Raw genomic sequence first — 21195 nt, forward strand, 5'->3', positions numbered from 1 at the left:
CTTATCAAGAAGATTTCATGAAATAATGGTAATCTTTTCTTTCGTTCACCATTTTTCTACTATTTTTGACATTCTTATGGTCGAATTTTAACAAAAACTAAAAAGGGACTCCAATAGTGGAGTCCAAAACTTAGAGGATTATGGCGATTAATCCGCCTGATCCTTCATTTATAATTCTTTCTAATGTTTCTTTTAATTTATATCTGGCATTCTCTGGCATCAAGGAAAGCTTTGCTTGAATTCCTTCACGAACAATGGAACTTAGGCTACGACCAAAGATATCAGAATTCCAAATCGATAATGGGTCATCCTCGAAGTCCTGCATGAGATAGCGAACTAGTTCCTCACTTTGTTTTTCTGTACCTATGATGGGAGCAAATTCCGATTCAACATCCACTTTGATCATATGAATCGATGGGGCCACGGCTCTAAGTCTAACCCCAAACCTTGCTCCCTGACGGATGATTTCTGGTTCTTCAAGGCTCATATCTGAAAGTGTAGGCGATGCAATTCCATAACCAGTTTGTTTCACCATTTTTAAAGCGTCAGAAATATGATCATATTCAGCTTTGGCATGAGCAAAATCCTGCATTAATTCAAGCAAGTGATCTTTCCCTCGAATTTCAACCCCAACAATTTCTTTTAAAATATCATCGTACAATTCATCAGGAGCCATTAAATCAATTTCAGCAACTCCTGAACCCATCTCAATACCAGCTAATCCAGCTCTTTCAATGAATTCAAAGTCACTAAATTGTTGGACGACACGATCTACATCTCGTAATCTCTTGATATCTTTAACGGTTTCCTTCACCGCTTCTTGATAGCTTTCACGGAGCCAATGGTTTTCCCTAAGTACCATTACCCAGCTTGGGAGGTTTACATTAACTTCGAGGACTGGAAACTCGTAAAGGGCTTCTCGAAGGACGTTAAGAACGTCACTGTCCCTCATACTTTCCACACTCATTGCAATAACTGGGATGTCATATTTTTCTGCTAAATTTGATCTTAATGTTTCAGTACTAGGGTGGTATGGCTGTGCGCTGTTGACAACCATGATAAAGGGTTTTCCAACTTCCTTCAGCTCATTAATGACTCTTTCTTCTGCCTCAATATAGTTACTTCTAGGAATCTCACCAATGGTTCCATCTGTGGTGACAACGACACCAATTGTGGAGTGTTCTTGGATGACTTTTCTTGTGCCAATTTCGGCCGCTTCATGAAACGGAATAGGTTCTTCATACCAAGGGGTATTGATCATTCTTGGACCATTTTCATCTTCATATCCTTTAGCACCAGGTACTGTGTAGCCGACACAGTCTACGAGTCGGATATTAACATTTAGTCCCTCATCAACATGAACAGTTGCAGCCTGATTTGGCACGAATTTAGGCTCGGTTGTCATGATTGTTTTTCCAGCTGCACTTTGTGGAAGCTCATCTTGTGCTCGTGATCTTTCAGCTTCACTGTTTATATTCGGTAAGACAACAAGCTCCATGAACTTCTTAATAAATGTGGATTTTCCTGTTCGAACTGCTCCTACTACTCCTAAATAAATATCACCGCCTGTTCTTTCGGCAATATCTTTAAAAATATCAACCTTTTCCAAGTGATCCCCTCCCGATCATAGAGTAAAGTGGGATAATCTCATCCATTTTAGGTATTTTTGGACAGTATATGTTTATGATGTTGTCCTATATGTTTATGACACTTTTCGAAAATTTTTTACCCCCCTTATAAAAAATTAACGAGATACCCTGTTATCTATTTCTCTGAATATTCGATTATATGGAGGGTTTCTAACTATGATTCCGGGATATGAAAGATTAGAAATGACCATATCACGACACAATAAGTAGCAAAAAAAACCCTTCTCCTACAATATATTTCGTAGGAAAAGGGTTTATGATAAGAACTAAGTTATTCTTCTAAGAAAACTGGTTCTTTCGTATTTGAATCTACCGTATAGGGCAAAGAATATGCCGGAACAAACATCGAGTCACCTACTAATATCGGCCGAATATCCTCACCTGGTTTTAGCTCGATATCTGCTTTTTTAAGTGCCTGATAAAGGTCTGGCCGATAATCGACGAACACCTCTGCATCCCCAGTTATAACGAGGGAAAGATTTTGTTCAGTAAATGGGCTTACTACATAGGGCTGTTTCTTATACCCTAATTGTTTATAATCAAGCGTAAACACATTTTTAGCAATCTGTTCCTTAAATGGTGGGTAGCCTTTTGATTTAATCCTTAATTTGATCTCACGAATCGTTTCTGTCATTCGTAAGTCAAATAATTTAACGGTTGGATTCGTTTCTACATCAATAAGAACATACTGAAAAACGCCACCACTTTCAAAAGCATTTCCAGGAGGCTCAGACATATACTTCGGTGTTATCTTTTTAAATTCAATCGGATATTTTTGATAGATAGGCGTTTCCGCATCTTTTGTTTTGATTGGCAGAATTCCACCATTTTCCTTTTGAAAGTCATCTACTGCCGTTTGTACGGTTTGGATTTGGTCCTTATATGGAATTTGATTCTGTGATAATTCTTCCTTCGGGTACATACACCCCGTTAATAGAACCATTGCTGAAATAAGGATGCTGACTAGCAATTTTCTTTTCATAAAATCACCTTTTGATTTATGTATTGTAAACAATTAAGTCAAGAAAACAATAAGTAAGGTCAATCCTGCAACAATCATAAATAAATAAGCGATAATTGCTGTAATAAACCGAAGTACCCCTTTTAGCTTGTACCTACTTAAATAAATGGTCATAATAGCAAGAAACATGAGACCCATTCCTGCAATGGAAATCCACATTTTGATCATAGCTGGTGACAATGAATATTCCCCCTTTTTCGAAGATTAATTATATCACAGCTATTCCTATTCCAATAAAATTTTTATCGCAAAAAATAAAAAAACTGAAGTAAAGAGGGGCGAATTCTTTACTTCAGCCAATTAGGACTAAATAACCCATTCTCCAGCGTCATACTACCAGGTTGCTTCGTTGCATTGTATGCAATCCCGATAAAAAGCGCATCATCAGAACGCCTATTTTCTTCAGAAAAAAGCACAATTTTAGTTTTCCGTATTTTTTTCATCTAGAACATTGACTAATTCTTCCATTTCATGGGTCTTACCGCGAGCCATAAGAACATCCACAGCATCTTTTGCGTTTTTCCCGTTAAATAAAACATCATATAAAGCGAAAGTGATTGGCATGTTTACCTGATACTTATTGGCTAATTGATACGCTGCCTTAGTTGTTCTAACGCCCTCAACGACCATTCCCATATTATCAAGAACCTCATCAAGCGTTTTACCCTTACCAAGTAAATTACCTGCTCTCCAGTTTCGTGAATGAACACTCGTACAGGTAACAATTAAATCACCTATTCCTGTTAATCCAGAAAACGTTAACGGATTTGCCCCCATTTTTGTTCCAAGACGGGCTATTTCCGCCAATCCTCTTGTCATCAAGGCGGCTTTAGCATTATCACCATAGCCAAGACCATCCGTTATTCCAGCAGCAAGGGCAATAATGTTCTTTAAGGCACCGCCAATTTCAACGCCGATGACATCGGAATTCGTATAGACGCGAAAATTGTGGTTTATAAATAAATCTTGGATTTTCTCGGCAGCTGCCATATTCTCTGATGTCACAGTCACCGTTGTCGGATGCCTTAGACTGACTTCTTCTGCATGGCTTGGTCCAGAAAGTACGACGATATCTTGTAAGAGCTCTTTTGGCATTTCCTGTGTAATCATTTCCGAAATACGTAATAGTGAATCAGGCTCAATCCCTTTACTTACATGAGCAACTGTTATTGGCGCCGTCTGGACCGCACTTATCTTTCCAAGAACTTCCCTAATCGCCTTCGTTGGAACAGCTAAAATAACTGTTTCTACTCCCATTAATGCATCACGTAATGAGGCATAGCCAACAATTAATTCTGGCAGACTAATTTCTGGTAAATACCTTTTATTTGTGTGACATTCATTGATTTCTTTAACTTGTTCTTCATTATGGCTCCATAGACGAACTTCATGGGCATTATCAGCAAGCACGATTGCAAGAGCTGTCCCCCAGCTCCCTGCGCCAACAACAGTTATAGCAGTTCTTTTATCCTGCATCATACTACACCCGCCTTATCTTTATTTTCTTTCTCTAGCATAAATCTTGATAGGGGTTCCTTCAAATCCAAAAGCGTCTCTAATTCTATTCTCTAGAAAACGCTCATAGGAGAAATGCACTAATTCGGGTTCATTGACGAACACTACAAAGGTAGGCGGTTTTACAGCAACTTGTGTTGTATAATAAATTTTTAAGCGTTTACCTTTGTCAGACGGTGCCGGGTTCATAGCAACGGCATCACTAATAACATCATTAAGTACACTAGTTTCCACGCGCATAGAATGGTTTTCGCTTGCTGTATTAATCATTGGCAATAGTGTATGGATCCGTTTTTTTGTTTTTGCAGATAAAAACACAATTGGCGCATAGCTGAGGAACAAGAAATGTTCTCTAATCTTATGTTCGAGCTCTTTCATGGTCTTCTCATCTTTTTCAACGGCATCCCACTTATTCACTACAATAACAACAGCCCGTCCAGCCTCATGGGCATACCCAGCAATTTTCTTATCCTGCTCAATAATCCCCTCTTCGGCATTGATAACTACGAGAACCACATCAGAACGTTCAATAGCCCTTAATGCACGAAGAACACTATATTTTTCCGTACTCTCATATACTTTTCCTTTTTTTCTAATTCCGGCTGTATCAATTATGACATATTTCTGTCCATTATACGTATATGGAGAATCGACTGCATCACGTGTTGTACCCGCAATATTGCTGACAATTACCCGGTCTTCTCCCAAGATTGCATTCACAAGTGATGACTTACCAACATTTGGTCTTCCGATTAAAGAAAACTTGACAACATCTTCACCATATTCTATAGGCTTATTTTTTGGAAAGTGCTTAGCGGCCTCATCCAATAAATCTCCGAGTCCTAGTCCATGTGATCCAGAAATAGGAATCGGTTCTCCGAATCCAAGTGAATAAAAGTCATATATATGCTCTCGCATTTCTGGATTATCAATTTTATTGACACCTAATACGATCGGTTTTTTAGACTTATATAATATTTTTGCTACTTCTTCATCTGCAGCTGTAACCCCTTCTCGTCCATTTGTTAAGAAGACAATCACATCTGCCTCATCAATTGCTACTTCTGCTTGCTGACGAATTTGCTCTAAAAAGGGTTCATCACCAATATCAATTCCACCTGTATCGATTAAATTGAATTCATGTGTCAGCCACTCACCAGAACTATAAATACGATCTCTTGTTACTCCTGGAATATCTTCTACAATCGAAATTCGTTCACCCACAATTCGATTAAAAATGGTTGATTTCCCAACGTTCGGTCTTCCTACAATGGCAATAACTGGTTTAACCATTAAGATCGCCATCCTTTCTCATATATTTCACAAATTAATTGTTATGTTAGCATTATTCCATTTAAAGTTCTTATTAAGTAAAGAAACCCTTCTGTCAACGAGAAGGGCCTAACTTACATTATTTTATCAATCTTAATCCTTTCTAGCAACGGTAAGCATCACAAGAATCCATTTTATGAGGATTTTTGTCTCCCTTTTTCAAAAATATGGAGATGATTTTGCATATAGGCCCCAGCATATTCCAGTGTACTCCAGCCTACCAATAAAGCGATTGTTAAGGCACAAACGTCCAAATATTCGAAGGAACCGATCGTATAGGAGAATTGAAATTTTCGTAACGTATAGGCATATAAAAATTCACCCTGCATCGTACCACAAATGATAATAAGCAATCTCCCTTTTAATGTTTTTTGCAGGAGAATTGCAAGATAACCAAAGCAAATACCCATCATCCATTCTACCTTAAAAATAATCCAAATAGGATCAAAAATTTCAAATAAATGGAACGCAACATAGGCGGTTGACACGATCAATGAACATATTAATGAGTAAATAATGACTCTGCTCTTTTCTTGGCTAAAGAATATATAGGAAGTGATTAATAAAAATAATCCACTCACCTGAATGTCAAAATTTCCAACCATGAACTGAAAATTCGATAAAAGTAAAACAATGAGAATAATAGCCGCCAGTTTTAACCGATATGGATTTTTTTTATCTAGAACAAATGTTAGATATACCCAAAAAGTCCAACAAGTCCAGTAAAACAATGCTCCTTCCATACACTCACCTCCCTCTTTTTTATTATTGGTACTTTTTCTATACTTTCATACTTCCTTGAATAATATTTCCATGGTGAATCATCTTATAAAGAGGAGGTGTGGATATATGGGTAAGGATCGTCAAGAGAAAAAGCTAAAAGCAAGTCGGAGAGTGGAGTCAGATCGTGATCAAGCACTACACTATCCAGGTGCTACAAAGCTTTCAAGCCCCGAAGAGGCAAGAGGATTAAACGATGGAAAGAGATAATCAAGCATATAAGTAAAGCTCTCGCGGAAGCGAGAGCTTTACTCTTTATTTCGTTGGCTAAATTGTTTTGTATCAATTCCTCTTTGATTCAACCAATGATAAGTATCACCGGAAATCATCAAGGGGACTTGCTTTAAATCCGAGATAGATTTAGCACCTAAAGCAGTCAGAATTAAAGTCAACTCCTTGTGAAGTTTTTCAATTTCGGCCTGTAAGGATTCTACGCCCTTCTCGACGAGAATCCGCAGAAAATTGCCAGCCATTCCGATTGCATTTGCTCCAATCGCAATACCCTTGGCAATATCAAGTCCGCTTATAAAGCCACCTGAACCTATAATTGATATTTTTTCAGAAAGAAGTGCTGCTTCAATAATGGAGATTGGCGTAGGAATACCCCAGTCATTAAAAAATGATAGTGATTCATCTCTTCGATTATTTTCAATTTCTGCAAAATTAGTTCCCCCAGAGCCACCCACATCTACGGCAGAGACACCTACTCCTGTAAGGGCTCTAACAGTCTCCATTGTCATGCCGAAACCAACCTCTTTCACAATGACAGGAACTTCTACTGCTTTAACAATTGACTCAATTCTCTTAAGTGCACCAGAAAAATCTCGATCGCCTTCAGGCATGGTTAGTTCTTGAATGACATTTAAGTGAATCTGCATGGCATTTGCTTCAATCATATCAATGGCCACTTTGGCATCGTCCGTTGTGGCTTCACAACCTAAATTGGCAATAATGGTCCCCTGTGGATTCTCTTTACGAACGATTTCATATGTATAGCGTTCACGCTTATCCTTTATAGCAGACATTTGTGAACCGACAGCCATAGCCAATCCTGTATTTTTAGCAGCAATGGCCAATTGCTGATTAATTCGATATGTCTTTTCACCGCCGCCACCCGTCATCGCATTGATAAAAATTGGCGAACTTAAAGAAAGTTCGCCAATTGAGTGATCTAATCGAACATCCATCACACTGATATTCGGTAAGCTTTGGTGTATAAATTTGACATCATCGAAAATTGTCGAGTGGGTTTGCCGATTTTCAAGGGCAAAACGAATGTGATCCCATTTTCGTTCAGATCTAGACACGTAAATCACCATTATTTTCTTAGATTCTTTAATTTATCTCCAATAACTTCTCCAAGTTGAAAGCCTTTAGACTCTTCTGGAAGTTCATAATCAAAGTTTTCTTCAACGTCTTTTTCAAGTAACTCTTTTATGCTCAAAGATAGACGTTGTTCCTGCTCATTAGCGTCGAGAACCTTAACTTTTACTTCTTGACCTTCTTGAAGAACTTCATGTGGTGTTCCAATATGCTTATGGGCAATTTGGGAAATATGGACAAGTCCTTCCACACCAGGGAAGACTTCCACAAAAGCACCATAGGAGACTAATCTTTTAACATTCCCATCTAAAATACTTCCTTTAGGGGCTTTTTCAGAAATATTAGTCCACGGTCCTGGCAATGTTTCTTTTATGGATAAAGAAATTCTTTCGTTATCACGATCGACATTTAGTACCTTTACATTGACCTGTTGTCCTTCTTGAACTACATCAGTTGGTTTATCAACATGATCATAGGATAGTTGAGAAATATGAACTAACCCATCAATACCCCCAATATCAACGAAGGCTCCAAAATCGGTAATTCTTTGTACAGTACCCTCAATAATCTGCCCTACTTGAAGCGCATCTAGACGGTTCTGTTTTAGTTTACCCTTTTCTGCTTCTACCACTGCACGATGCGAAAGAATTAAGCGATTCTTTTCTTTATCTAATTCAACAATTTTAAAAGAAAGCATGCGTCCTTTATAATCGCTAAAATCCTCTACAAAATGTGCTTCAACAAGGGACGCAGGAACAAAGCCACGAACTCCAAGATCCACAACTAGTCCGCCTTTTACAACGTCTTTTACCTCGGTTTCAAAAACTTCTCCTGATTGGAATTGCTGTTCGAGTGTCTCCCATGCCTTTTCTGCGTCAACTTTCCTTTTTGAAAGAACTAAAGCTTCTTCCTCTACTTTTAATACTTCCAGTTCTAATTCATCACCTTCGAGAGCAGCATCAGATGCTTTTTCAATATGAAGGCTTGAAAGCTCACTAATTGGAATAATTCCATCAAGTTTACTACCCGGAATGTTCACAAGCACCTGCTTTTCTTCAACTTTAGTAACTTGTCCTGTTACTTTGTCCCCAATTTCAAAGCTTTTCACTTCTACTTGATTCAGTTCTTCCGACATATGTATTCCTCCTTAATCCATTTACTCCTAAAAATCTATATATGATTTGGTGAATACCACACAGGATACACCACATATAAAACTAACGTAAAAGCAAAGAATATTCAAAAAAAAACTCTTTTTATTAACTTCTTACAAATAGTGTATTTTGTCAAGCACAACCTATTGATGCTCTTTTATAAGTTTATCAATTTCTGACATAATTAATTCAGTAACCTGATCAGCCGAAGCCTTTGTTTTTCTCACTTCATCCATTTTAATTGGTTTTCCATATACGACCCTTAGTTTCTTAAAACTTTTATATGGTCCAATTATCGCACACGGAACAACATGAGCTTCTGACCTTGATGCAAAAAAACCTGCACCTGACAGGCCCTTTCCTAACTCCCCGGTCTTACTCCTTTTCCCCTCAGGAAACAGGCCGAAAACATGACCATCCTTTAATACCTTTAAACCCGTTCTCAAAGCCTCTCGGTCACTAAATCCCCGTTTCACTGGGAAGGCATTACATTTTCTAACGATTCCACCTAACACTGGGATCCGAAAAAGCTCATCCTTCGCCATATAATGAACAGGACGTGGCACCATAATTCCCACAACGATTGGATCAAAATTATGAATATGATTGGCACAAAGAAGAACCCCACCTTCTTTGGGAATATTTTCTACCCCAATCGCCTCAATTCTGTACCATGGTTTAAAAATCGTATAAACTACTGACTTTGCAAATGCATAAAACGTCACACTTATTCAATCCTTTCATGCACCAGAGCCATTATTTTTTCGACAACTTTAGGAATAGTCAAAGAGGTTGTGTCAATTTCAACAGCGTCCTCCGCTTTCTTCAATGGTGCTACTTCTCTTTCAGAATCAATTTTATCTCTTCTGGCAATATCTTCTTTTAACTTTTCTAAATTAGAAGGATAACCTTTTTGAATATTTTCAGTATGGCGCCTCTCAGCTCTTTCATCAACACTCGCTAATAAGAATACTTTTATTTCCGCATCGGGTAATACATGTGTTCCAATATCCCGACCGTCCATCACGACTCCACCTTTAATGGCAAACGATTGTTGTCTTCTGACCATTTCTTCACGAACTTTCTGATGTATTGCAACATAAGAAACAGAATTAGTTACTTCTGATGAGCGAATTTCATTGGTTACCTCACTATTATCTAGATATACCAATTGTCCCTTTTCTGAAGGCAGCAATTTAATGTCCGTCGATAAGAGCATGTCTAGCAAAGCGTCCTGATCCTCCAGGTTAATATGATGAGCGATTGCTTTATATGTTAATGCCCTGTACATTGCACCTGTGTCGATATAAAGATAAGAAAGGTTTTCTGCTACAATTTTTGCCACTGTACTCTTCCCGGCTGCAGCAGGGCCGTCAATTGCAATTGATAATTTCTTTTCCATAAATCCTCCTATATTTCCATGAATGTCTCATAGGTTGTCTATTCTTATTTTACCATAAGATGATGAAATGCCCCTTTATTTTAACATTTTTATTAAAGAAAACTTAGGGCAGAACCTGGCTGCATATCCGTATTCATAAAAAATAAAGCAGGATAGCCTGCTTTATTTTTCTCCAGATTGGAGGGTTGGTAAGATTTCAGTAAATGTATTTTCATTTACCCCTTCGTATTTCGTAAGTTGTTTAATTTGAGGGAAAATATCTATCTGATGAAAAAATAGCTGTGATAAAAACAAAAAGATAAACTGAACAATCACAACCTTTATTAAGATCCTCTCTACGACGTTCAAACCAATCACCTTTCGTTTCATCCATCATCCGAGGTTCTGATGTTAGTAATTCTAAAGCTCAGCTAATTTGTTTGGAATTCCCTCAAAGTACATCGTCATAAATGGACTCAGCATTTTTCATTTTTTCTACTTCTTCTTCAAAACCATTTTTAGCGTTAATAAATATTCTATACGTATCATCGTTAATTGTACCTAGAAATTCATAACATAGTACTTCTTCATTGATATCGTTTAATATAATCGCCTGGTGGTCTTCCATCACTTTCAATTTAGGATTCACCTTTGCACGAGCTTGATCAACCGTAATCTCAGGTTTATCAATAGTTCTAGTGTGGAATGATTTCAAATATTCCTCAGCAGAAACCCCGATAATATCACCGTTATCTAATGCAACCTTAACCTTAATAGACTCAGGATATACTCTAACTCCATTTATATTTGTAACAAAGTTAAAGACACCGATATTATCGTATTGTGTGCTTTCAAATACCTCTAGATCTTTGAAACCTGTCTCTTTTAAAAATTGAGCTGCTTTATTGTCTGCTTCATTTAAACTTATCACTTGTTTTTTCACATCACGGTTATTAATAAACCAAATTGGATGACCTGCTTTTTTCGTGATATCCATGCTAGCTTCCTGGTTAGTTTGTTTATTTTGGATGGACACACTGTAAAAACCATAGTCAGATCCTTTCCCATTCTCTGTAACTTTAACATCAGCATTACCATCAAACTTCATATATTTTTTTGCAATTTCGATTGCTTCTTGACGTGTAATAGTTTTCCCTTTAATTTTCTTGAAATTTTCGTCCTTTTTTTGCATGTTTACAAATGTAGGGCCAAAGTCTGTTTCCTCATAACCGGACACCGTTTTTTCGACTGTTTTAAAACCATCTATGATCGTGTTATCAGTCGTTTCTTTCCCAGACGCAAGAGCTAACTCAACATCCATCCAACGCAAGTTATTTTTCAAGACCATATGCTGCACGCTTCGAAGTTCGTTTTGTATATCGCCAGACTGCTTATAAAGTGTCTGCAATGTTTCATACTCTTTATCGCTCAATGGTTCCTTTGATAAATCCCTTACGGCTGTTCGATAACTAAAATTACCAATATTAGCCAAGAACTCTTCGGTTTTATTAAAAGGTAATAGTGTTAACGGAAGCTGCCCAACATCACCATGGGCCTGTGATGTAAGTCTCCAAACTTCAATTAAAGATGGAGACAAGGTATCCTTGGAGTTCATTGCTAGTGTTGTCCCAATTTTATCGTGGAGGATATCCATCCGATACGAAAGATTATGAAACGATCTTTGGTAGTTATTTTCTGCATTTAGCAGAATAGCATTTTTTTCTTGATGTTCTTGATAACCCCAATACGCTGTCCCTGCAACTCCTACAGCTAAAACCCCTATTAATATTCCTCTAATCAATTCTTTTCACCTCTCTACTTACAAAAGATATGTTTCCCAATCCGTTTAATTTGCGGTCTACCCCAAATCCACCCACTAGTGGCTGTATCGGGATTAAAGTAGTATAAAGCTTCGCCCGTTGGATCCCACCCATTGATGGCATCTAATACTGCCTTTTTAGAAGACTCGTTTGGTGTAAGCCAAATTTGCCCGTCTGCAACAGCAGTAAAGGCTCCAGGTTCAAAAATAACTCCGGAAATTGTGTTAGGAAAAGATGCACTATTAACGCGGTTAAGTATTACTGCAGCAACTGCAACTTGACCAATATAGGCCTCACCTCTGGACTCGCCATTAACTGCATTCGCCATCAAACGGATATCATTTTGTGAAAAACCATTTGGCGTATTTGCAGCAGTGGGCTTTTTAGGTGGTGTTGTTTTAGGTGCGACCGGTTTCGGTTTTGCAGTGCTCGTTGGCGCTTTCGCTGCCGGCGCTTTCGCTGCCGGTGCCTTCGCTGCTGGCGCCTTTGTTGCTGGTGCCTTTGCCGCTGGTGCCTTCGCTGCTGGTGCCTTCGCTGCTGGTGCCTTTGCTGCTGGTGCCTTCGCTGCTGGTGCCTTTGCCGCTGGTGCCTTCGCCGCTGGTGCCTTCGGCTTAGGGGCACTCTGTTTGCTTTGATCAACACCACCATAGTGTGTAAATTTGTTCCCTTCATTAATGTTCTTTTTGACAAACTGTTCATTGTATTTGCTAGCTTTGGCTAATTTTGCTTTTGTAGCCGAACCTGCCAACCCATCAATTGGCAATCCAAATTCATATTGAAAGTTTCGCAACGCCCAATACGTTCTCCATCCAAAAACCCCATCAATTTTCCCATTATAGAAACCAATATATTGAAGCCTTGATTGAAGTTCTATTACATCATCACCAACAGCACCTTTTTGGATTACCTGCTTGGTGAAGGCATGTACCTCATGATTCCCTATGGGAGATAAGGGTACAATGCAAAAAAAGATGAGGATAACGTACTTGATTAGGATGTTCTTCTTTAACATGGAATAATAACCCCCATTATGAATCTTTTTAGCAGTAACCCTATTTTTTGTTTTATTGATGTTTTTATTCCATTTTTTACAGATAAAAATAAAAACCCTTCATTTTGAATTGAAAGGGTTTTGGTAAAACGCTGGAATTATATTGTCATTTTTGACTCATCAATTTTATACCGTATATTGATTCCTATAAATCATCCAATTATTCTAAACAGGAGCCTGTGCCTTTTGTTCGGGATATTTCTTAAAATGATTAGCACTAAGGACTTTTGCTTTCTTGACTTTTCGTAAACCAAACCACCAAAGGAAAATCATAAATGGTAAGATAATAAACAGCCAATTTTCAAGAGATATTAAAATAAAATCATAGGATCCATGTAAAACAAAGGGTAAAAGTAAAGAAAGAGTAATCCACTTGGTCTTAAATCCCTCAGTAAATTTTGCCTTTCCCAGATAAAAACCCATAATCACCCCAAAAAGAGCATGGCTTGACACAGGTAATAACGCTCGAGTCATCGCATGTTCTATCCCATTGGCAATTAAATAAAAGATATTTTCAACGGTAGCAAATCCCAGAGAAACTGCTACGCCATATACGATACCATCAAAAGGCTCATCGAATTCAACATGTTGATAAATCGCATAAAAAAGGATAAACCATTTAAAAAACTCCTCCAAAAGACTAGAGTTAAAAAACGCGTCAAAAAGTTGGGATTTTACCAAATGCTCCGTTTCAAGGACATGTTGAATAAACATGATGGGAAACACTAATAGAGCCCCGTACAAAAATGTCCGAAAAACAAAGGAAATTGGCTCTGGCTCATATTCATCTTTTAAATAAAAATAACTAAGTAATGCGAGGCCAGGGGCAATTCCGGCAGATAATATTCCCAGCATGATGAACCTCTTTTCCAATTCGTTTCCTTTATCGTACCATGTAAACCAGATAATGAAAATGAAAGTTTCATTCCACTTTTGGTGCTAACCAGCAGAGTCTACTATATTCAGTCATTTAATTTTTTGTCTGTTAAAAATTGATTTGCTTAATTCCGCTTGCCATAGCTACAGCAAGCTTAATTCTTGCTTTTTTAGAATCATTGTCACTGCCGAGGATGACCCCTTTGCGATAGAGATCGTATGCACTACCTTCATAATCATAGGTAGTATAGACTGCCCCTTCTTCTGCGCTCGTTGTGATTACCAATTTTAGTCCTCCATCAATAGACTTTTCAATCTCTTCCATCATGTTCGGAGCTACTTGACCACGTCCTACTCCTTCAAGAACAATTCCGGCAACCCCTGCCTCACGGGCTGCTTTAATAAATTTTCCATCTGCACCGATATAGCATTTAATGATTTCTACTTGTGGGATTGGAGATTTGATTTCATAATATTCTTTTTTTATTGGTTTCTGAAAGATGTGGACACAATCATTGTCAATGATTCCAAGGTATCCGAATCCAAAGACATTAAAACCTTGAATATTGGAGGCATGTTCTTTTTTCACATACCGTGCAGCAAAAATCCGTTCATTAAAAACTACCACAGCACCAGCATTATGTAAATCACTTGAACATGCTGAATAAATAGCGTGGCGCAAATTGATGTACACATCACTTCCTAATTCTTCAGGTGACCGTTGTGAACCCGTTACAACCACTGGCCTATGATCATTGATGGTCAAATCTAGAAAATAGGCTGTTTCTTCCATCGTATCCGTGCCGTGCGTAACAACTACCCCTGAAACGGTTTCATCTTTAAAATAATTGTCAATTTTATTTTTCAAGTACACTAAATCATCAAATGTGATATGGATGCTGGCTTTTTGTAAAACAGAATCTACTATTACTTCAATGTCATTCGGTAAATTACACATGGCCGCCAGCTCTTCACCAGTTAGAGCACCTGAGGCTAATTTACCAGAATCCTTATTTGCTTTACTCGCAATGGTACCGCCTGTTGTTAACAGAACCACCTTTTTCATCATCATCATCCTTTTTCGACTTTTTCTAGTATGGACCTTGCTATTTGTTCCCCATGAAACCGGCCATTTTCAATAAAAATTTCATTTGCATTATTTCCTGCAGCAATGACACCTGCGATATAAATTCCCTCTATATTGGTCTCCATTGTCTCATTATCATAAAAGGGTCTCCCTGTTTCCCCATCAATCGTCACACCCATTTTTTCTAAAAAACGATGATCTGGATGATAGCCAATCATAGCAAAAACAAAATCATTTTTAATCGATTTTTGTTCTCCTTCTTTTATATAGGTGATTTGACTCTCTGTAATTTCTTGAACATTCGTACGAAATTTCATGTCAATCGTACCATTTTTCACCAATGAGTCGAACTCTGGAAGTATCCATGGCTTAATACTGGGCGAGTATTGTTCACCTCGATATAAAACCGTTACTCTTGCACCAGCCTTTACAAGTTCAAGTGAGGCATCAATACTTGAATTTTTCCCACCAATCACACAAACATCTTTATCAAAATAAGGATGGGCTTCTTTAAAGTAATGAAGTACTTTTGGTAACTCTTCTCCAGGTACGTTCAACAAGTTCGGATGATCATAGTAACCTGTTGCGACAATTACATAATTTGCTATATATGAACCTTTATCAGTAAGGACCTCAAATTGTTGATTTTGTTTGGAGACTTTTGTCACTGTTTCATACGAGTTGATCCGGAGCTGTTTTCGCTTCGCAACCTCACGGTAATAAACAAGAGCCTGGTTTCTTCTTGGCTTGTAGCTATCGGTTATAAACGGCATTCCACCAATTTCTAATTTTTCACTCGTACTAAAAAAAGTTTGATGGGTTGGATAATGGTAAATAGAATTAACCACATTTCCTTTTTCAATAATTAATGGAGTCATTCCACTCTCTTGTAAAGCAATTGCCGTTGCTAAACCACAAGGTCCACCGCCAATGATGATAATATCTTCCATTTGCAATTCGTACATCTCCTTAAAAAATATATAAACAGATTCTTTATTTGACTCACGAAAAAATCCCCTACCGTATCATGATAGGAGATTTTGTACTAGGTTTCAACAATCATAGCTTTTCATTTCAGTTTAATATTAAATCCAACCTCTAAAACGGCTTGCTTCGGCCATTTTTCTTACGCCAACCATGTAGGCAGCCAGACGCATATCAACTCGTCGTGTTTGTGCTGTATCATAAATATTTTTAAATGATTTCACCATAACTTTTTCAAGCTTTTCTTCCACTTCCTCCTCTGTCCAATAATAACCCTGGTTATTTTGAACCCATTCGAAGTAGGAAACCGTTACTCCACCTGCAGAAGCTAATACATCTGGAACAAGCAGGATACCACGTTCTGTTAAAATCTCGGTTGCCTCTAAAGTAGTTGGACCATTAGCTGCCTCCACAATAATACTTGCCTGAATATTATGCGCATTTTCAGCAGTAATTTGATTTTCAATGGCTGCAGGAACTAAAATATCACAATCTAGTTCAAGCAATTCCTTATTTGTTATTGTATGATTAAATAATTTAGTTACAGTCCCAAAACTGTCTCGTCTATCTAAGAGATAATCAATGTCAAGGCCGTTGGGATCATGTAATGCACCGTATGCATCAGATATTCCAATCACTTTCGCTCCTGCATCATGCATGAATTTAGATAAGTAACTGCCCGCGTTACCAAAACCTTGAACAACGACCCTAGCACCTTCAATTTGAATGCCTTTCTTTTTAGCCGCTTCACGGATACAGATGGTCACACCTTTAGCCGTAGCTGATTCACGTCCATGTGAACCACCTAAAACAAGCGGTTTACCCGTAATAAAACCAGGAGAATTGAATTCATCAATTCTGCTATATTCATCCATCATCCAAGCCATAATTTGCGAATTGGTAAACACGTCTGGTGCAGGGATGTCCTTTGTTGGTCCAACAATCTGACTAATTGCTCTCACATAACCACGGCTTAACCTTTCAAGTTCTCTAAAAGACATATCACGCGGATCACAGACAATACCGCCCTTACCGCCGCCATAGGGAAGATCAACAATCCCACATTTTAAACTCATCCAAATTGAAAGGGCCTTCACTTCAGTTTCAGTTACATTTGGATGAAAGCGAATACCGCCCTTTGTTGGCCCAACTGCATCGTTATGCTGTGCACGATATCCAGTAAATATTTTTATCGAACCGTCATCCATTCTTATTGGAATTTTAACTGTCATCAAACGTAATGGCTCTTTTAAGAGCTCATATACTTCTTCAGGATAACCTAACTTTTCAAGGGCCTTATGAATAACCGTCTGTGTCGATGTCAACACATCGTGCTTTCCCTCTTGATTAGTCTGATCATTAGCTTTTTCGGCTACCATTTGTAATCCTCCTAGAAATTGCTTTAACGAATGTTGTCCGCTTTCAGACACAAGTATACACGTTTAATTGATTTATGCAAGAAGAAAAATGCTTATTTATCTTTACTCATTCTAAAATATGTAACCGTATCCATTGCAACTAATTTGGCATTTTAACACACCTGCTCTTTATGTATTACTTCCTTTCTGTATAAAAAGGGGCAGTGCCCCTTTTTACGTCATATTTATTCATTTTTCCTTATTTAAAAAAGTGTAGCATCGTTTCCACTGCATAGTGCTCGATGACTGGTTTTCCATATTCAGCAAGAACAAATGGACTTAAAATGGAGGGGTTACCAAATTCCGATAAAATGCAGGCAGCTTTTTCTTTGTTAGCCGGCTCTACTTGGTCCATCAAAAGGTAATAACGATTATGAAATACATATAGGCTCCCACCGAATATATCGACAATAGATAATCTTTTTGCCAGATTAATTACATCTTCGATTTCTAAAAACTCATATAAGAGTTCCTCGCAACCCTCAACCCTGACCTGCATTTCTATATAGCCGTCGTATAATAATTCTTCATCATCTTTTACTTCATCCACAGTAATGATCAGAATCATTCCCTGTGCCTGAAGAGAAAAAATTTCTACTGCTACTGATCCTTGAATATCGACATCAAATTCTTCACTTGCTTCTTCAAGCATATCATGAAAGAGCTGGTTCCATTTGCTTGAATCTTTCCAAATATCTTCTTTTGATAAGCCTCTTTCAAATAGATCATCAGAAGTTAAAAATATTTTTATTTTATTGGCCGTTAAGCGTTCTAAGCGCATGCTTTTGCCCCCTGCCGTGACATAACTCTTGTTTTCAGTGTATGCCTTAGGGTTCTATTGGTGAATTGTCTACATCAGCCCAACTTTTCTGCTCCACGCTTGAGGGTAATAAGGTGAGATTCCGCTGGTGCCCCTAACCTTAAGGGAAGGGAAGTGGTTCCATAACCATTACTGATTAACAGTATGGTATTTTCTACTTTTTTTATTTTCCCACGCTCAAAAGGACTATATCCCAAAATATGGATTTGTCCACCGTGTGTATGTCCACTTAACACGAAGCGGATATTATGCTCCGGTAGAATTTTTTTCGTTATGTCAGGATAGTGACTTGCTAATATTTTAAAACTATTTTCCTCCGCATCAGAAAAGGCCAAATCTAGGCGATCACGCTCCTGACTTAGATCATCGACGCCAAGTAAACATAATTTTTCCCCTTGTTCAGATTCAAAAGTTACCGCAGTATTATCTAGAACCTTTACTCCCGATGCGAGCAAAATAGCATCCAAATCACGAAAGTCCACTTCATAATCATTATTGCCCCACACAAAATACACGGGGCCGACTTGTTTTAATTTAGTTAAATTAGCTTTTACCTTTTCAAATGGGACACCCTTTTCAGTTAAATCCCCTCCGATCACAACGATATCTGCTCGTCCTTTTACATTCTGTATGATCGATTCCGAAACGGTTCGCTTATGTATATCCGAAATAAAAAAGATGGACACCTTGCCAAATGATGCAGGAAAGTCAGGAAAAACCATTTCATGTTCAATTACTTTATTCAAAAACGCCTCTCGAACCATATATATGAGCAAGAGTATTCCTCCAATAATGCATAGGACAATCAAATCAATTATCATCTTATATTTCTCCATTTCCCAAGCTTACTTCTACGGAAATAATACCATAAACAAGGCCTAAACTAAAAAGACAGGGGTATGACCCGATCAATGGAAAAGATCTGTTCAAAGACTAAATATTCCATTATATAAAAATCCCTCCCATACAAAGTATGAGAAGGACGTCCATTCTTTTCCTACTACGTTTTTATTCGTCTTCTTGAATACTTAAAATGCGGAACCCGTGTTCCTCAAGTTTTTTGGTAAACCTATCAATATTATCTTTTTTCTCTATTTTCATCACAATTCTACGGACAAGCTTGTCTGTTTCATCAAATGTGACAAGTGAGATGATGTGCTCATGGAATTGATGAGCAATTTCCGACAGCCGGGCAATACGTCCCTCCGTTTCCACGGATGTAAACGCAATTCTAACCCCTGGTCGATTCATACCGAATGCACTTTCGAAAGAACTAATGACATCTGAGCGTGTCACCACTCCAAGAAACGTTTTGTTTGAATCGACAACTGCTAATAAGGGAAAATCCTTTAAATCGAGAAGGGTTTTTTCGAATACTTCCCCTCCAAGTAAAAATTTTTCTTCATGAGAAACGATATCACTCACATTCGTCAAAGATAGATATTCATCCCTTTGTTTTCCTGAATGAAAGAAGCCTTCGTAAATATTATATCTTGTTACAACCCCTATATATTTATCAGCATTTATAACAGGCAATCCATCGATTTGATGTGTTTCTAACAAAGCCAACGCATCCTTTAGTGTTACTTCAGCCTGCACTGTAAAACATTCATGTTTTGGTATCATTATATTTTTCACAAACATTTCCCATCACCCCATAGTAGTAATCAACCTTTATCCTTATTATACTTCTATACCGGAAGGAAAAAACCTTTAATATATTAAGGTTTTATGTCATGTATTAAGAAATAGTACATATGATTAATTGATATTATCTAAAGGGAGGGCACCTATGAATACTCATTTTAAAACATATCATCCCTATGTGAGTCCGTTTGACCCCTGTAAACCCATCTTAGAAAAAGCTTACTCGACACCACCAAATTTATATATGGGATTCCAACCACCTAATCTGCCACAATTTACACCGTCTGAAGCATTAAAAGCAGGTACACTATGGAAGGCCTTTTATGACCCTTGGTTTAGTCCATTAGAACCAGGCAAAGGAGGCTTGCCACAATGAAGCAGGTTCCTGCTGAATATTATCAAATCATGGAACAACTTCAAACAGTGGACTTTGTATTAGTCGAGCTCAGCTTGTACTTAAATACACACAATGAAGATCTTGAAGCCATTAATCAATTTAATCATTATGCAAAAGAGAGGAAACGGATAAAAAAGCAATTTGAAAGTCAGTTTGGCCCCTTACAACAATTTGGGAACAGCTATTCAGGATACCCTTGGAATTGGGACGATGCACCATGGCCATGGCAAGTGTAAAGAAATGAACCTCTAGTAGAATTGTAATTGGATGAGACAATCCCCCCAATTTAGTCATAAAACACTAGAGGATGATTGTTTAACTGTATTAAATAGCTGGAATATAAGTTTAAAAGGAGGGGTTACGACAAATGTGGATTTACGAAAAAAAACTACAATATCCTGTTAGAGTGGGTACGTGCAACCCGAGATTAGCAAAATATTTAATTGAGCAATATGGTGGTGCAGATGGAGAGCTGTCTGCTGCCCTACGCTATTTAAATCAAAGATATTCAATTCCTGACAAAGTAATCGGTCTTCTAACCGATATCGGTACTGAAGAGTTTGCTCACCTTGAAATGATTGCAACGATGATTTATAAATTAACGAAAGACGCCACACCAGAACAGATAAAAGCTGCCGGAATTGAAGATCATTACGTTAATCATGACAAGGGTTTATTTTACCATAATGCTGCTGGCACACCATGGACCGCCGCATTTATCCAAACAAAGGGTGACCCTATCGCTGATCTTTATGAAGATATTGCTGCCGAAGAAAAAGCTAGGGCTACCTATCAATGGATCATTAATTTAAGTGACGACACCGATTTAAATGATGGTTTACGTTTTTTACGTGAAAGAGAAATCGTTCATTCACAGCGCTTTCGAGAAGCTGTCGAAATTTTAAAAGATGAACAAGGCAAGAAGAAAATTTTCTAATGA

The 21195-nt window shown here is 37.9% G+C and carries 24 protein-coding genes; 4 read left to right on the plus strand and 20 right to left on the minus strand.

Annotation, left to right across the window (positions count from 1 at the left end; all coding sequences use genetic code 11):
- Positions 1-130: 130 nt before the first annotated feature.
- The 6 genes from spoIVA to TY15_RS00980 all read right to left on the minus strand — a co-directional run bounded on the left by spoIVA (position 131) and on the right by TY15_RS00980 (position 6260).
- Positions 131-1609, minus strand: a complete 1479-nt coding sequence (gene spoIVA / locus TY15_RS00955; RefSeq protein ID WP_040208344.1) for a stage IV sporulation protein A — start codon at positions 1607-1609, stop codon at positions 131-133.
- Positions 1610-1920: 311 nt separating this feature from the next.
- A complete protein-coding gene (locus tag TY15_RS00960; RefSeq protein ID WP_040208342.1) occupies positions 1921-2631 on the minus strand; it encodes a hypothetical protein in 711 nt (236 codons plus the stop codon).
- 33 nt (positions 2632-2664) lie between these two features.
- Positions 2665-2850, minus strand: a complete 186-nt coding sequence (locus TY15_RS00965; protein ID WP_040208341.1) for a DUF2768 domain-containing protein — start codon at positions 2848-2850, stop codon at positions 2665-2667.
- A gap of 240 nt (positions 2851-3090) precedes the next feature.
- Entirely contained in the window at positions 3091-4146 is a 1056-nt protein-coding gene (locus TY15_RS00970) for an NAD(P)H-dependent glycerol-3-phosphate dehydrogenase (RefSeq protein ID WP_040208340.1), read from the minus strand.
- A gap of 21 nt (positions 4147-4167) precedes the next feature.
- The gene (der, locus tag TY15_RS00975; RefSeq protein WP_040208338.1) at positions 4168-5478 is read right to left on the minus strand and encodes a ribosome biogenesis GTPase Der; all 1311 of its coding nucleotides are present in this window, start codon (positions 5476-5478) and stop codon (positions 4168-4170) included.
- A gap of 173 nt (positions 5479-5651) precedes the next feature.
- The gene (locus tag TY15_RS00980; protein ID WP_040208337.1) at positions 5652-6260 is read right to left on the minus strand and encodes a YphA family membrane protein; all 609 of its coding nucleotides are present in this window, start codon (positions 6258-6260) and stop codon (positions 5652-5654) included.
- A 106-nt stretch (positions 6261-6366) separates the two neighbouring features.
- Between TY15_RS00980 and TY15_RS23385 the strand changes: the two genes are divergently transcribed.
- Positions 6367-6507, plus strand: coding sequence for a YpzI family protein (locus tag TY15_RS23385; protein ID WP_007084885.1), 141 nt, complete (start codon positions 6367-6369; stop codon positions 6505-6507).
- 38 nt (positions 6508-6545) lie between these two features.
- Here the strand turns inward: TY15_RS23385 and fni are convergent, their stop codons facing one another.
- The 14 genes from fni to TY15_RS01050 all read right to left on the minus strand — a co-directional run bounded on the left by fni (position 6546) and on the right by TY15_RS01050 (position 19855).
- Entirely contained in the window at positions 6546-7616 is a 1071-nt protein-coding gene (gene fni, locus TY15_RS00985; RefSeq protein WP_275452001.1) for a type 2 isopentenyl-diphosphate Delta-isomerase, read from the minus strand.
- Complete coding sequence (gene rpsA / locus TY15_RS00990; RefSeq protein WP_040208336.1) at positions 7616-8755, minus strand: 30S ribosomal protein S1; 1140 nt, start codon at positions 8753-8755, stop codon at positions 7616-7618. The genes fni and rpsA overlap by 1 nt, the downstream gene beginning before the upstream one ends.
- Positions 8756-8917: 162 nt before the next feature.
- Positions 8918-9499 (minus strand): lysophospholipid acyltransferase family protein, encoded by a 582-nt coding sequence (locus TY15_RS00995; RefSeq protein ID WP_040208334.1) that lies wholly within the window; start codon positions 9497-9499, stop codon positions 8918-8920.
- A gap of 2 nt (positions 9500-9501) precedes the next feature.
- Positions 9502-10176, minus strand: coding sequence for a (d)CMP kinase (gene cmk / locus TY15_RS01000; protein WP_040208333.1), 675 nt, complete (start codon positions 10174-10176; stop codon positions 9502-9504).
- Between the two features lie 162 nt (positions 10177-10338).
- Complete coding sequence (locus tag TY15_RS01005) at positions 10339-10545, minus strand: YpfB family protein (protein ID WP_040208331.1); 207 nt, start codon at positions 10543-10545, stop codon at positions 10339-10341.
- 61 nt (positions 10546-10606) lie between these two features.
- Positions 10607-11956, minus strand: a complete 1350-nt coding sequence (gene ypeB, locus TY15_RS01010) for a germination protein YpeB (protein WP_040208330.1) — start codon at positions 11954-11956, stop codon at positions 10607-10609.
- A 14-nt stretch (positions 11957-11970) separates the two neighbouring features.
- Entirely contained in the window at positions 11971-12987 is a 1017-nt protein-coding gene (sleB, locus tag TY15_RS01015; RefSeq protein WP_040208329.1) for a spore cortex-lytic enzyme, read from the minus strand.
- A gap of 204 nt (positions 12988-13191) precedes the next feature.
- Positions 13192-13881, minus strand: coding sequence for a glutamic-type intramembrane protease PrsW (gene prsW, locus TY15_RS01020; RefSeq protein ID WP_040208327.1), 690 nt, complete (start codon positions 13879-13881; stop codon positions 13192-13194).
- A 130-nt stretch (positions 13882-14011) separates the two neighbouring features.
- Complete coding sequence (locus tag TY15_RS01025) at positions 14012-14968, minus strand: asparaginase (RefSeq protein WP_040208326.1); 957 nt, start codon at positions 14966-14968, stop codon at positions 14012-14014.
- A 5-nt stretch (positions 14969-14973) separates the two neighbouring features.
- A complete protein-coding gene (locus TY15_RS01030; protein ID WP_040208324.1) occupies positions 14974-15945 on the minus strand; it encodes a YpdA family putative bacillithiol disulfide reductase in 972 nt (323 codons plus the stop codon).
- Between the two features lie 129 nt (positions 15946-16074).
- Positions 16075-17352, minus strand: coding sequence for a Glu/Leu/Phe/Val family dehydrogenase (locus TY15_RS01035; protein WP_040208321.1), 1278 nt, complete (start codon positions 17350-17352; stop codon positions 16075-16077).
- Between the two features lie 238 nt (positions 17353-17590).
- Positions 17591-18172, minus strand: coding sequence for a genetic competence negative regulator (locus TY15_RS01040; protein ID WP_040208320.1), 582 nt, complete (start codon positions 18170-18172; stop codon positions 17591-17593).
- A gap of 74 nt (positions 18173-18246) precedes the next feature.
- Positions 18247-19032: a metallophosphoesterase gene (locus TY15_RS01045; protein ID WP_392391334.1), complete on the minus strand. Its 786-nt coding sequence runs from the start codon at positions 19030-19032 to the stop codon at positions 18247-18249.
- Positions 19033-19219: 187 nt separating this feature from the next.
- The gene (locus TY15_RS01050) at positions 19220-19855 is read right to left on the minus strand and encodes a CBS domain-containing protein (RefSeq protein ID WP_040208318.1); all 636 of its coding nucleotides are present in this window, start codon (positions 19853-19855) and stop codon (positions 19220-19222) included.
- Positions 19856-20003: 148 nt separating this feature from the next.
- On the opposite strand from TY15_RS01050, the gene TY15_RS01055 reads away from it, so the two are divergent.
- From TY15_RS01055 to TY15_RS01065, 3 genes are all read left to right on the plus strand, one after another.
- Positions 20004-20234 carry a spore coat associated protein CotJA gene (locus TY15_RS01055; RefSeq protein ID WP_040208317.1) on the plus strand — a complete coding sequence of 77 codons (231 nt, stop codon included), beginning with the start codon at positions 20004-20006 and terminating at the stop codon, positions 20232-20234.
- Positions 20231-20491, plus strand: a complete 261-nt coding sequence (locus TY15_RS01060; protein WP_040208315.1) for a spore coat protein CotJB — start codon at positions 20231-20233, stop codon at positions 20489-20491. The genes TY15_RS01055 and TY15_RS01060 overlap by 4 nt, the downstream gene beginning before the upstream one ends.
- Positions 20492-20622: 131 nt before the next feature.
- Complete coding sequence (locus TY15_RS01065) at positions 20623-21192, plus strand: manganese catalase family protein (protein WP_040208314.1); 570 nt, start codon at positions 20623-20625, stop codon at positions 21190-21192.
- Positions 21193-21195: the final 3 nt, after the last annotated feature.

It is taken from the genome of Neobacillus jeddahensis (genome assembly GCF_000612625.1).
GTDB classification, from domain to species: Bacteria; Bacillota; Bacilli; order Bacillales; family Cytobacillaceae; genus Neobacillus; species Neobacillus jeddahensis.